Annotated in this window: 13 protein-coding genes and 1 pseudogene; 12 read left to right on the forward strand and 2 right to left on the reverse strand. The window is 38.1% G+C overall.

The annotated features are described in order from the left end of the window. From HMPREF1640_RS13815 to HMPREF1640_RS11635, 8 genes and pseudogenes are all read left to right on the forward strand, one after another. Nucleotides 1-203: pseudogene (locus tag HMPREF1640_RS13815) on the forward strand (hypothetical protein); the annotation flags it as partial. Between the two features lie 663 nt (nucleotides 204-866). Continuing rightward, a complete protein-coding gene (locus tag HMPREF1640_RS11605; protein WP_025072925.1) occupies nucleotides 867-1826 on the forward strand; it encodes a TOMM precursor leader peptide-binding protein in 960 nt (319 codons plus the stop codon). Between the two features lies 1 nt (nucleotide 1827). Next, nucleotides 1828-3135, forward strand: coding sequence for a YcaO-like family protein (locus HMPREF1640_RS11610; RefSeq protein ID WP_028901030.1), 1308 nt, complete (start codon nucleotides 1828-1830; stop codon nucleotides 3133-3135). 44 nt (nucleotides 3136-3179) lie between these two features. Continuing rightward, nucleotides 3180-4040, forward strand: a complete 861-nt coding sequence (locus HMPREF1640_RS11615; RefSeq protein ID WP_025072924.1) for a SagB/ThcOx family dehydrogenase — start codon at nucleotides 3180-3182, stop codon at nucleotides 4038-4040. After that, a complete protein-coding gene (locus HMPREF1640_RS11620; protein WP_025072923.1) occupies nucleotides 4033-4899 on the forward strand; it encodes an ATP-binding cassette domain-containing protein in 867 nt (288 codons plus the stop codon). The genes HMPREF1640_RS11615 and HMPREF1640_RS11620 overlap by 8 nt, the downstream gene beginning before the upstream one ends. A gap of 4 nt (nucleotides 4900-4903) precedes the next feature. Then, the gene (locus HMPREF1640_RS11625; protein WP_028901029.1) at nucleotides 4904-5614 is read left to right on the forward strand and encodes an ABC transporter permease; all 711 of its coding nucleotides are present in this window, start codon (nucleotides 4904-4906) and stop codon (nucleotides 5612-5614) included. A 3-nt stretch (nucleotides 5615-5617) separates the two neighbouring features. Then, entirely contained in the window at nucleotides 5618-6361 is a 744-nt protein-coding gene (locus HMPREF1640_RS11630; protein ID WP_025072921.1) for a hypothetical protein, read from the forward strand. A gap of 7 nt (nucleotides 6362-6368) precedes the next feature. Beyond that, on the forward strand, nucleotides 6369-8462 hold the full coding sequence (locus HMPREF1640_RS11635; protein WP_025072920.1) for a carboxypeptidase-like regulatory domain-containing protein: 2094 nt from the start codon (nucleotides 6369-6371) through the stop codon (nucleotides 8460-8462). A 745-nt stretch (nucleotides 8463-9207) separates the two neighbouring features. On the opposite strand, the gene HMPREF1640_RS11640 is transcribed toward HMPREF1640_RS11635, so the two are convergent. Beyond that, nucleotides 9208-9498, reverse strand: coding sequence for a helix-turn-helix domain-containing protein (locus HMPREF1640_RS11640; RefSeq protein WP_025072919.1), 291 nt, complete (start codon nucleotides 9496-9498; stop codon nucleotides 9208-9210). A gap of 7 nt (nucleotides 9499-9505) precedes the next feature. Further along, the gene (locus tag HMPREF1640_RS11645) at nucleotides 9506-9787 is read right to left on the reverse strand and encodes a helix-turn-helix domain-containing protein (protein WP_025072918.1); all 282 of its coding nucleotides are present in this window, start codon (nucleotides 9785-9787) and stop codon (nucleotides 9506-9508) included. Between the two features lie 631 nt (nucleotides 9788-10418). Here HMPREF1640_RS11645 and HMPREF1640_RS11650 point away from each other — a divergent pair. The 4 genes from HMPREF1640_RS11650 to HMPREF1640_RS11665 all read left to right on the forward strand — a co-directional run. Continuing rightward, nucleotides 10419-11693, forward strand: a complete 1275-nt coding sequence (locus HMPREF1640_RS11650) for a VapE domain-containing protein (RefSeq protein WP_028901028.1) — start codon at nucleotides 10419-10421, stop codon at nucleotides 11691-11693. A 218-nt stretch (nucleotides 11694-11911) separates the two neighbouring features. Next, nucleotides 11912-12898: a toprim domain-containing protein gene (locus HMPREF1640_RS11655; protein WP_025072917.1), complete on the forward strand. Its 987-nt coding sequence runs from the start codon at nucleotides 11912-11914 to the stop codon at nucleotides 12896-12898. 4 nt (nucleotides 12899-12902) lie between these two features. Then, nucleotides 12903-13454: a DUF3408 domain-containing protein gene (locus HMPREF1640_RS11660; protein ID WP_036895036.1), complete on the forward strand. Its 552-nt coding sequence runs from the start codon at nucleotides 12903-12905 to the stop codon at nucleotides 13452-13454. 362 nt (nucleotides 13455-13816) lie between these two features. Next, nucleotides 13817-14143 (forward strand): hypothetical protein (locus tag HMPREF1640_RS11665; protein ID WP_036895038.1); only part of this gene is annotated, 327 nt, incomplete at its 3' end.

Below are 14143 nucleotides of genomic sequence, written 5' to 3' on the forward strand. Positions count from 1 at the left end.
GCGCAGACGAAAGGAAAATAGTAACAAATAAGGAGGTAAGGGGCTACGCACCGCTTTACCCACTACCGACAATCATCGCCCTTTCCTTTCAACTTGACTGCGTAGAAGCCCACCTGTTCAGAAGGCATGTGTGCAGTGAGTTGATGCGTCCAAGGAACCCTGTGATTCCTATCATCATAATTGACAGGGGTGTCAATAGCTGAATATGTACCAATCCTTTTTCTTTCATTGTTTTCTTACTACATTACTACAATATGAGATAAACCGATGAAAGAAAAAGGATTACGTTGTTGTCAGTAGTTGCTTATGTGTGTTACTACGATATGACTACATACTACCAACCCATGAACGGAATGAATACGTTTTGTTTGCCGAGGAATGGAGTCACAGACGGAAATGGATCTTGCTATAAAACCTTAAACATCAAAATTAATCTCTAAATACAGACGATCAGAAATTTTGTCATACGAAATGCAACAACATTGTTTCATAGATGATTAGAATTCCGATATATTCTTGTAAAAAGTGAGGTCAAACTATGCAAGAATGAGTAAATACAGATTTTCTGATATATCACAAATTGAAATTTTATAAAATCGATTTTGAACCAAAAGTAAATTAAGAGATAGCCCTTTTTTGCTAACTTTGAAATAAAAGTTATCAAAAAAAACATCAAGCAAACGCTATCTTTTCAAGGTCTAAAGTGTGAAGTTTATACTATGTGATTTACGACAACGAACGCTTTTGTATTTTTTAACTGTTTATTTTTGTAATTTACAAAAATAATATAGAAATTTACCATTAAGAATTAAACAGTAACTATTAACTAAATTATAACAGTAACTATTAACTAAATTATAAATCTTATGTTCAAAAATAATTTTGATATTCTCAAGGTTTCCGAGAGATGCTATCAGTTGCATTGCGCTGGAAAAATGTTCAAAATCGAGTTCGATGAGAATGACAACAAACAGAGTATGTTCGACTACTTGTTAAATTCGTCAGAAGGTTATTCTAAAATAGTGATGCAATTTAAAAAGAAATATCCATTTAATGAAATCTTAGATTTCTTCTTTTTATTAAAACAAAACGGTTTTCTCTATTATAATGACGAGGACTCGCTTTCTGAGGGGAAATTATACGATAGTAAATTTAATTCCGATGAGGATTTCAAGCAAAAAAGGATTGGCGTGGTTATCACGAAGAATAATAAAATAGCTTATGATATTATTAATGCCTCAGAGTTGGTCAAATCGAAATTGTCAATTCTGAGATATGACAAGGATACAAAACGTAGCGAAATTGTTGATTTTGTGGCAAAAAATGATTTCGTAATAGTGGATAAGACAAGCTATAATCCTATTTTTATGAGAAGATATAACGACATAGCTATGAGTCAAAACAAGCCTTGGCTCTTGATATCATGTTTTAGAGCTGTGAGAGGTTATGTCGGCCCATTGTTTTGGGGCGAGAAAACTGGTTGCTACTCTTGTTTTGAGAAGAGGGTTAAGTCGAACTTCCTAAATTTCAAAGAGTTGTCTCTATATGAGGATTGGCTTGGGGAGTCTAAAAATAACAGTCACATCGGAAATATTAGCACTAGTGACTATACATTGATTTACAATATTGCCATCATTGAGTGTAAAAAGTTTCTTATGGATTATGGATTTCCTCATACTTACAAGCAGTTGTATGAGATTAATTTTGATGATTTAACATCAAAATGGCATCATTTCTATAAAGTTCCTTTCTGTCCACAGTGCAGCACGAAGATGGATAATGCTTGTGCACCTTGGCTTGATCCTATAACGTTAGAAATATTGTAAGATGATGAAAATTGATAATTCTCATATTCAAGTGGAGAGGGCTCTGAATCTAGTATCAGAGGCTGTAGGTATCCTGAGTCACATAGGTAATGTTGCTGTATTCAATTCTGATCCCAAAATCAAGGCTGTGTCGGCTTATAATTGCGAAACACAGTTGCTGAATGGTGAATTCTATGCAGGCAAGAGTGGCGGTTGCGGATTTGATTTGAAAAAGGCGCTTCTTTCTGCTATCGGTGAAGGCGTGGAGCGGTATTGTCCTACTTTCTACAATCTAAGTAGTATGGTGGAGACGTCGTATGCGGATTTGATAGCACGTGGATATGAAGCAATTAAACCATCTGCTTTTTCGCTGTTTCATGAAAGTCAGTATCAGAGGGATACATTCCCTTTCAAGCGTTTCACGAATGATACAATCCTTTATTGGGACAGCGTTTATGATGTATTTGGACAGAAAACCGTACTTTGCCCATCAACATTTATATACATGCCATTCTCAAAGGGTAAAGTGCAGATTTCCGAGCAGATTTCAACTGGTTTTGCAGCACATACGAATTATTACGATGCTTTTCTGAATGGCATATACGAAGTGATTGAAAGAGATGCATTTATGATTAGCTGGATGGGGCAATTGGGAATACCTAAAATCAAGATAGATGGGAAGCTGAAAGAGTTTGTTGAAAGTATTGTGCCATCGCATATGAATGTACACCTGTTTGATATGACAACAGATATTAAAGTGCCATCTGTAGTAGGTATTCTAGAAGGAGTACATGATTATGGACAATTTGTAGCTTTCTCAGCTGCAACCAGAATGACTTACACTGCCGCCATTAACAAAACAGTGTTAGAATTATGTCAGTCCATACCCTATTATCGTTATTTGTTAGAGGATAATAAGAAAAAAATGGATAATTTGTCGGAACTTAAATCGTTTGAGGATCATAGTATTTACTATACCAGACATCCTGAGAAACAAGGCATTTTCAAGAAATGGCTTGAAAGACCACAGACAAAGGATATTGCATATGACGAAGAGCCGGAACTAGATGCTAAAAGCAAAATAAAAGCTATACTCAGAATCTTTAGAGAGAATAATATAGATGTTTACTGTAAGGATATTACGACAGAGGATGTAGCTGAAGAGAACTTTAAGGTGGTACGTGTGATATGCCCTCAGCTGATACCTCTTAATGGTGCTTATGGAGGTTATTATTTGGGCGGAAAAAGGCTATATGAAGTACCAGAAAAAATGGGGTTCAAGAAACTTAAATTTGAAGATTTAACGACCATGCCCCATCCTTTCCCTTAAGGACTGAATGATAAGGATTTTTTTAATCACATAATGAAAAAAAAATGGATAAGGAAACTTTAACAAATAGAGAATTTGATGTTATCCGCAAGAAAGATTCGTCAATTTATAATACCATCAAATATGAGTCTTCGTTATGCATGCAATATATGCTTGCTTCGAAGTATGACTTGCTTGATGTACAAAAGCTATCAAGACTAACATTTGGCTTCTATCACCCATTTGTATTGCAACGTGCTGCTCAGCCCTTCAAGAGATATGAAGGACACGAAAAGTATAGTTTAAACAATTACGAAGATAGTTCTATGAATGTGAACATCTTCGACGTGTTGAAGTCTAGAAAGAGTACAAAGAAGTATGAGCCGTATAATATCTCATTAAAAGAATTGTATTATCTGCTGAGATATTCGTATGGTATAAATCGTAAGGAGTCTATTAATAATGGTGTGACATGGAAGTTCAGGCCAGTTCCTTCGGGTGGTGGTTTGTTTGCCTCGGAACTATATGTTGTTACCATTAATTCGCAGATTCCTAAAGGTTTGTATCATTATAGTCCAGACGACAACTCACTTGAGGTTGTAAAATATGGAGACTTCCTTAGTGTGATGCAGGCACATTCTGGAGCCGACCCTTATATTAATTCAGAGAATGTGAGCTGCATTATCTTCACCACAACTTTTATTGATCGCATGTACATAAAATATGGTGAACGTGCTTATAGGTTTATTTTACTTGAAGTGGGCTTCTTGGGACAAACCATCAGCTTGCTAGCAGAGGCTTTGAATCTCGGAAGCTGTATGTTAGGTGGCTATCATGATAGTAATATTGAAGATTTCCTCGGGATAGATGGTCAACTGGAATCTATTCAGAATTCAATTGTTATAGGTAAACGCAAAGATGGATAAAAAAGAATTTATAATAAAAGGGCTTTCTTATCGCCTACATTCTACGAATCTTTTGGACGACATGTCGTTCTCGGTACAAGAGGATGAGAAATTAGCTATACTGGGTATTAATGGATCTGGTAAAAGTCTTTTACTGGATGGCATACTAGGTAACATCGAATGTACTTGTGAGGCTAACAGCTTTCTCGACGATAGGCAGAAATATGGTCCATATGGAGTACTATATGATACTTTCTCCTCTTTTCCGCTCTTGAAAGTACGTGAGATAGTGTCTTTATTGTCGATTATATTCAACCATCGTGTTGACCAATCGCTATTGAAAAAGTTTGGTGTAACTGACTTGTTGGACAAACAGTTCAAGGTGCTTTCAAAGGGTGAAAACAAGAAGCTAGGCATTTATGCAGCACTCTTTTTTGAACCCAAGATTGTTTTTATGGACGAACCGTTGGATGGGTTGGATCCAAACTCAAGAAATAGATTTTGGGAAACTATATCAGGTATATCATGCACAATGATATTTACGACGCATGTTTGGGAAGAGGTTCGTTTGTACGCAAACAAAATCATGTTTGTTAAGGATGGTAAGACGCTAAATCAACCTGCATCTTCGGATGAGTTGCTAACCAAATATTGTCCTTATAAGGGTAAGATAGTTATCTCTAGAGAAAATGGTCAGTTCTCCTGTCTGACTTCGCCAGATATTGGCAAAGAGAAGCAGAGCTACGAATATGCATATTACTATAAGAGCCAAGAGGAGAAAGAAGAGTTGCTTAGAAAGTTTAATAATAACCGGATAACCAATTTATCGATACTGCCCATCACTTTAAGGGATGTTTATAATTATATTATAAAACAATAGCTTGATGAAAAAGTTTTTTGCATTATTTTATTATCAGTTCTTGCTGTCTTGCAGAGTGCCTGAATCAATATTCTTCACAATATTGCTGTCGCCAATACTCTTTATTATTTTCGGCTTCGCATTTCATATTGATACAGAGTATGCTGAATTTTTTTTACCAGGTATTATTGGTAGCATGGTGTGTAGTGATGCCCTTTATGCCGTAGGTCCTGTGATAAAGAAATATTATTCGCTCAATATTGTAAAATATTTCTATAATTACCCTGTAAAATTGCCCTATTTGTTCATGGGCTTTATAGCAGCAAGAATCATATTTATACTATTCTCGATGCTATTGTTAATAGCTGTTTCCTACTTTATATTTGGCTTCAGCCCGAACATTGGCACGTTATGCAGATATATTCTCGGTATATTCCTGATTTTTACCATCTACTCATTTGTCGGTTTGTCTATTTCGCTTTGGGGATTGCACGACAATAAGGATCAGGGGGTCATCGGACTATATTATATGCTGACCATTTTTCTGTCAGATTGTTTCTTTGTACTAACGAAAGCAAATGTTGTTTTCGATATCATCGGCTATTTCTTCCCGTTAAGATGTGTGCTTGACTTTATACGTGGTAGTAATATTAGCCTATGGTATTGCATAGCCTGGGTTATTGCGTTATTCGTAGGTTTTGCCTATATCATAAAAAGGATAAGTTTTAAACGTTGAATTATGAAAAAAAATATTTTATCATTATTGTTACTTGGGATTTTCAGCTGTACCGTGAGTGCCAAAAAGGATGTAGTTTTGAATAAAATTCAAAATAAAATTGACACTTGCTTTGTCCTTTCTTTTAAGAACCCCAAGGCTTACGACGACTTAGAAAAGGACTTGACGGCTGGATATAAGACAGCAAAATCGGAAAATATGAAGTCGTATTATTTATATTGGCTTTCATATATGACCTATTACAAGGCGGTATCTGCTTTTAAGGAGGCTGATTTGGAAAAATCCCAGAAATTTGCGGAGCAGGCAATGGGATATCTGGAAAAGATGAAGAAAAAGGATTCTGAATACTATAGCCTGATGGCTTATGAACAAGTTTTCTACTTTCAGTTTATCAAGCGTCAGGATATGTTTATTTTCATGGAGAAATTAAATAAGAATCTGAAACTATCGATGGATATGGGAGCTACGAACCCTAGGGCCTATTTTGTGAATGGCTACTACGACTATTATACTCCGAAAGAATATGGTGGGAAGAAGAAAACAGAAAAACTGCTTCTCAAGGCAATCAAGATGAAGAATTCTGATGCCCCCTTCTCGCCTACATGGGGCATAGTAGATTCATATTCAATACTTATTCAGTATTATATTGAAAATGGTAATAAAGCAAAAGCGAAAGCCATGTACCAACAAGCTATTAAACGATTCCCGACTTCAAGAGACATTTTAAGGCTAAAAAATAAATTATGATTATTTGATGAATAATCCTCTTTACATATCGCTATTGACTCTGCTAATAATAGCTCATGGGCAGTCCTTTTCGTCGGATGTCCATGGTACTATTATTAGCAACAAAGAACCGCTGGCTGGTGTGCTTGTGTATGTTGTAAACAACAAAGACAACTTTTATGTAAGTGATAGTCTGGGTACATATACCATTAGAGATGTAGAGGATAATGATTCTATCGTTTTTTCATTTCTCGGTTTTAAGGAACTAATAATACCTGTTCTGGATTTGAAACAAAACGGAAAGGTTATAATGACCGAGGATACTAAAAGTCTAGACGAAGTGTTCATTTTTAGGAATAAGGAGTTTAGTAGTGATTTCCCTATGAAATCATATAGTCAACTAGAGATTTACGCGTCACCAACGTCACAAGCTGATCCCTTAAATGCTATACTGTCTACAGCAGTATCAACCAATATTAACGAAAGTGCAAAACCCTCACTCAGGGGAAGTTCAATGGGATTTACAATGGTATATCTAAACGAAGTGCCTATTTTTTATCCGACCAAGGGTAATTTAGTTAACAATTCGATTGCTAGCACGTCGTCAATGAATACGTCTTTCATTGGGACGGAATCCATCTATGCGTCAAACTCACCCATCGAATTCGAGAATTCGGCTTCGGGGAGTGTCGATATGCAACTTAACAAAGAGATAAGCGATAAAAAAACATTGTTTTTGTCAACAGTAGGTACGAATGCTTCGATTTCCAAGAACTTTAAAAGCAGTTTTCTGGAAACTTATCTATCATACACAGATTTGTATCCATTTGTAAAAATGAATAATATCAAAGATATCAATCATTATAGAAGTTACGATACAGGCATTCATTTTAATAGGACGCTCAAAAATTCAAAATATTCATTATATGCTTCGTATATGTGTGAGAATGGTGACTACCCCATGCTCTTTTATAAGAATAATTCTAGTTATCTCAATATGACATCTTTTGTGAATAGTATCGCTAATTATGAATATTATCATGAAGGGATTAAGCTGAAAGCAGACTTCTCGTTTTCGCATCTGAAATCGAAAGTGAAGCACAATAATGTTAACATGGATGAACTTTGCAACTATCTATATGGAGCCATTTCATATTCTCAACTTGTCAATGAGAATATCCAGTATAGATTCGGATTGAACAGTATCTTTTCAACTTTCAAGACGACTTCGGACTATGCCAATAGCTGGAATAGCGCTGATAAAGGCACTATGAGCCAAATAACTCCATATACCTCAATTAAGTTACTTTTAATGAATTACAGTGCTTTGCTTGGAGTAAAATGTTGCTTTGCTAGAAACTGCAAACCTGTATTTAATACGAATCTTAGTCTTAAATATACAAATTCCAACCATAAGGTTCTCCTATCAGCAGCAAGTCTTAATATGTATAATTATTATGAGAGTACTTTTCTGCGATTTTCCAAGATGTCGTGTAGACAATTGTGCTTAGAATATGATTATAACAAGTCTTGGCTGAAAGGACATTGTGCTATATATCTAAAAGACGAAAAGGGAATCAAAAGGATGGCGCCTATGATAGGTAGTTATAAGAAATATATATATGGAATTGAAACCTCGTTTGATATCCAGCTAACAAGGAATCTTTCTTGGACAATCTCTAATTTCTACCTGAATACGAATTATTCTTTTCGTGGGAAGACTTTTAAGGGAGAGGATTATCTGAAGTATTTCATAAAAACTGTTTTAAATTACGAAAATCTTAAATTATGGAATATGTCATTATCACTTTGGAATAGACCAGGCACTTATTATACTCCTGTAGATAAAGCTATTTATAATGCTGAATACGATTATTATACACCAATTTATGCAGATGATATAAATTCTGCTCAATTCAATAAATATCTGAATGTCTGCATGAATATTTCGAAAGCAGTAGACTTCAGTTTTGGTAAAACAATGTTTTTCCTAAATATTACTAATCTATTTAATTGTAATAATAACAGCGCAATCTATTATAATACCGATTACTCAAAAAGCTATAAAATGAATTATATGAGCAGGTCGATATTTCTTGGGGTTATTGTACATTTCAAATAGAGATGTCTTAGCCCTTATTTTATTAATTTTTAATTTATTATTCTTATGCTAATTACAAATTTAGATGCACAAACAGTGGTAGCTCAAGCAGAGTCATCAGTATGTACAAGCACGTCTACATCGTGTAAATGTACCAGTAGTTCAACAAGTTGTTGTTAATTACAGTCCTAGTAATGGAGGGTGTGTCAGAATCGACATACCCTCTAATCGTATCACTTTATCTACAGGTATAAGAACTGTGCATATTTTTCGCTTTAGGCAGCTTTTTTATACTGGGCTGTAAGTCTCAGGAGTATCTTCTCCCCTCCCCCCCAAAAAATCCTCTAACTCTGTTTTCGTTTGCTTAAAATTGATATAGTTGTAGCAAAGAAATATAATTTCAAATCAGAAAAAGTCATATTTTAGTATAGAATTTTCGTAAGAAAAAATTGCCTAAAAACATTCTAAGGTAAAGTTTCCTATTGTATTTCACATCAAAACACTTGTTGCTCTGTTCATGCATTATCTTTGTAAACAGAATAACAAGCGTTTTTGATTTATCGAATACTCGCTTTTTCGCGGGTGGGTAATGAACTCATTCTAAGGTCTATTTTAGATATTCATAGGAACTACAGAGATTATAATGTAAGTTATTCTTTTGTTGCATAAAATACTATTTCGGATTGAATAACAGGTATAAAAATATTAATAAAAAACATATAAGCAGTTGTTCGCAAAGCAAGAACTGCTTTCATTCTCAACTAGACTATACCCTGTATTTCTCTTCCAGCAGCCTTTCCAAGTCCGAAGCCTTGTAGAGAATCTTCCCTGCGAATTGCGTGTAGGGAATGATTTTCCTGTCCCGATAGTCCTGCAAAGTGCGAGGGCTGATATACAGCCGCTCACACACCTCCTTACCTGTGAGAAAATGCTCGCCACCAAACAGTGGTTTGTGCGTTTCTCCCACTTCCTTTATTCTCCTGCCCACGTCATGCAGCGCAGTAATCACCATCTGCATCTCGTCTGAGCCAAAATTCAAATTTTTTGCCGTTTCCATAACTTGATTATTTTTTAGGTTTGTCAGTTTTTGTAAGGAGCAACCTTTCCACATCCTCACGTTTATAATAACACTTGTGCCCGATCTGTGAGAAGGGCAGCACGCCTGTATCACGATAATGCTGCAAAGTGCGCTTGCTGATGTTAAGCAACCTGCACACATCACCATTGTGCAGCCAATCTGTGTGCTTACACTTCTCTCCAAATGCCTTGTGGCAGCAGTCGGCAAGACTTAATATCTCATCCCTTAGTTTCTGCCAGTTCTGGTCTGTAATTATCAAATATCCCATACTTCTATTGTTTTGTTTGTTGTTACTTTTTGCTTGTGTTGCAGCCTTTTGCGCTCCAACTTGGTGCAAAAGTAGAGATAGTTTCCTTATGCTCAAAGCACTAAGGAACAGCAGGGAAAACAAAGGAAACACGATGAAAATTTCTTCCTCGTTTCCTGTCGTTATCAACACTGAAACACCCACTTTCCTTCTTTCACTGCCAATAGAATATAAAGATACAATCAACCATTTGGCATAAGCCTTCTATCTTGTTCTAAGATTTCTGAGAACATAGAGATAAGCTCTTAATTTTTGCTTACATCTTTTTGTGGATTGCTTTTTGTTTAAATAGGTAGTTATTTTCGCCTTATCCGTTCTTTGTTATTCCTTTATTTATAGCCTACTACCCAAATGTGCAGAATACCGCATTTGAATGTGGTTTGTTACAAAGTCAATCAATTATTGGTATTTGTATCATTTCCTTTTATCCTTTTATTTCTCCATTTAATCCACTAAAAACTAAGATGTTTGATGATTTCCCACAAGGAATTTTATAGCAGGTTTAAGCAACATTATGCAAGCACACCGAGGATGCTTGGCTATCAGAATTATCCTCCTTAACTTCACTTTCAGAAATCATTTTAGGACGATTATGAAGAAATGCGCAGACAATAGCAATATACGCACAGAAGATAAGCCGAAGCATAGTAGGCAAACTTCCAAAAACAAGGAGATAGAAAGCTACCTCTCCACCCATTATGACTTCAGGTTCAACACTGTACTTGGCAGAACAGAGTTTTCTCCCAAGTGTGCCAATGTGTTTAGCAAGGTCAGCCGTTATGACATCAATACCTTTCGCAGGGAACTTGATAGCGAGGACGGTATTATTACTTCCGCTGATAATCTCTATTCCATCATTGAAAGCAGCTTTTCGCCACGCATCAATCCCATACAGGACTACTTCAAGGCTTTGCCAACGGTTGATGCTTCAGAAGTGCTGTACAAGATAGAGATAAACCAATGCGTCATCGCCAATCTTGCATCGTGCGTTATCGTCCGTAACTCAGAGAAGTGGCTGCCGTACCTTACCAAATGGCTTGTTGCAGTGGTTGCCAACGCCATGGACGACCGTGAATGCCGTAACCATACCTGCCTCGTGCTGACAGGAGAACAAGGCAAGTTCAAGACCACCTTTCTCGATTTGCTTTGTCCGCCTGTGCTTAAAGGCTACAGCTACACTGGAAAAATATATCCGCAGGAGAAAGACACGCTTACCTATATCGGTCAGAACCTTATCGTAAACATCGACGACCAGCTCAAAGCCCTCAATAAGCGTGACGAGAACGAACTGAAGAACCTCATCACCTGCCCGATGGTCAAATACCGTATGCCTTACGACAAGTATGTGGAGGAACACCCACACTTGGCAAGTTTTGTAGCCTCAGTGAACGGCAATGACTTCTTGACTGACCCCACAGGAAGCAGACGATTCCTTCCGTTTGAGGTGCTATCCATTGATATTGAACGAGCTAAAGCTATCTCTATGGATGCCGTCTATACCGAAGCCAAAGCCTTGTTAAACGCAGGCTTTCGATATTGGTTTAACGATGAAGAAATCACGGAACTCTACAAGGAGAGTGAGGACTTCCAAGTACAGACCGCAGAAATGGAACTACTATTACGCTGTTTTGAAAAGCCAACAGAGGACAATCCTCATTGTGCTTACATGACCACTACCGAAATACTCGCTTATTTAGGTGTTTATACGCATCAACCTTTGACACTCAAACGTATGGGCGAAGCACTCAAAAGAGCTGGCTTTGAAAAGGTAAGCAAGAGGCGTGAGGGTTGTAATCCTGTCTATGTGTATAAGATTAGGAAAATCCACCCCTGCCCACTGGTAAATAGCTGTAGTAGTTTGATGTAGTAGAGTGTGTAGTATAGTTGCTTACTACAACTCATACCTGAATATCAATCACTTACAATCAAAATATATGTAGTAAGAAGAAAGTGAAAAAAGTTTTTAGGGGAAAAACTTTAGGAAGCAAAAAAGCATCAATGAAGTTTGCCCTATCATTATAATCAAAATATAATCCGATATAAAAATCAGAATGGAAAAATGTTCAACCAATAATTATAATGACAATGAAAGAAGAAGATTTATCACGCATCAAGCGATACTCTATTGTGGAGTACCTTGAAAGGAAAGGTATCAAATCTGTGCGTAGGACACCAGCTTATGCCCTCTACCGTTCACCGTTTCGTGAAGACACACATCCAAGTTTCAAGGTGGACACAGAAAAGAACCTTTGGATAGACTATGCCGAAGGCAGGGGCGGAAGTATTATCGACCTTTGTATGCGGTTAGAGGGCTGCACGCTGTCGGAAGCCATCCGCCTATTGGGGCGGAACGCTCCCGATTATACTGCTTGCAGTTCTCAAAAGGCAGACAGGGCAATGAAAAGAAGTAGCATACCTATGGCATCCGCAAGTGGAGTAAGGAGACTGATAGAAGTATCAGACAACTTACCTCCACACTTACTAAAGTATCTTCAGGAAGACCGCTGCATCAACATAGAAAAGGCGATGCCCTTTCTGCGTTGTATCAGCTATGAGGTAAGAGGGCTGCACTATCAAGCCATCGGTTTCGCCAACCAATCGGGCGGTTATGAACTTCGGGATAACGGCTCTTTCAAGGGAACGATTGCTCCGAAGGATATTACCCCCGTGTTCACGGATAAGATAACAGATAGAATGAAACCGGTCTGCGTGTTCGAAGGTTTTATGGACTTTCTATCCTTTCTTTCAATGAAAGAAGATATCATCAGCCATTGCCTTGTGATGAACTCCGTGAGTAATGTGGCAAGGAGCATTCGCTATCTCAATGACAGGCAAGTATCCTCCATTCGTACCTTCCTTGACAATGACGAAGCTGGACGGAGAACTACGGAGGATTTCATGGAGGCTGGTTTCAAGGTAGATGATATGTCCGTGCATTACAGGAACTTCAAAGACCTCAACGAATATCACATCCACAGGGTGCGTGAACAGCAGAAAAGCCTATCATTGACGATGTCACAAACACAAACCAATCCCATAAAGGTAAAACAAGTTAAACATAAAATGAGATAGAGAAATGGAAAAGAATATGAACACTACAGAAGCGGACAAGAGCCTCGAATGGTATCTGAACGGAGGAGATGACGAAGACGGCAGTGTGCCGACAACGCAAAATGAATTCGCATTAAAGGGGAGTACCGCTCCCATGAAAGAGCCGATAGAGGATGCACGGCAGCAGGAAAAACGTACGGCAAAAATCCAATCGGAGTGTTCCACGGAGCAATCAGAGCAATCCAGGATGGCACGGCATATCGGGCAATCGCAGAATGCCAAGCGACCGCAGAATGACGAGCGTCCGCAGCACTCCGAGAGCGTTCCTGTTCAGAAACGCATCAGTGCCAAAATGAGAAAGGAAACGCTTGAAGCCTACAAGCAAGCCTATCTTTTACCTGCCAAACTCAGTAATAGGAAGGCTGTCTATCTGAGCAAAGAGACACAGGAACGTGCCGACTTCATTGTGCGAAGATTGGGCGACAGGGGCAGCAACCTTTCAAGTTTCGTGGAGAACCTCGTGCGCAGTCATTTGGAGGAATACCACGAGGATATAGAGAAGTGGAGAAAGCTATAAGCACGAAAAAAGGAGCGAGGGCTTTTCTTGGAAAGGTCGTCCCTTTTCTCTAAACCCCTCGGCCCTTTTCCAAAAGAAGCGAAGACTATGTTGTTGTCTAAAAGAAAGAAAGGAGGGAATGCCACGAACGCAGTTAGACACGGAATGCCGTGCATTCACTTTCGGCGGTGGAAACGCCCCAAGGCGTTATCGGCATCTCAGCTGATATTGCAAGACGTCAGTTTGTACCCACAAACTGCTTTTGCTCCCCTCGTTCGATTGTCGGGGAGATAAGACCGTAATCACTCCGTTCTCATCGGTCAGCGTTCAGAAATTAAGCAGCAACGAATCATCCATAATGATTAACTTTCAGAGAAACTTATATGAAGAAATACAGAAGAAAAGCTACCCAATGGCAGCAGCAGGACAATGAAGAAAAACAGATGAACAAGACGGAGTTCATCAAGGTTAGGTGTACTTTGGAGGAGAAGCAGCGCATCAAGGCAAAGGCAGAAAGCACAGGGCGGAAGTTCTCCGAGTACTGCCGTGAGATTCTTTTGAATGGTGAAGTGGTAGCCGTTCCCAAGATGACCGACAATGAAAAGGAAGCCATTGCCGTACTCCACCGAACGGGAATGTACTACGCACAGGTTTCCAACCTCATCAGGATAAAGGACGAGTCATGGGCGCCGATAACCAAGAACCTTTCA

It is taken from the genome of Prevotella sp. S7-1-8 (assembly GCF_000758925.1).
In the GTDB taxonomy this organism is placed as follows: Bacteria; Bacteroidota; Bacteroidia; order Bacteroidales; family Bacteroidaceae; genus Prevotella.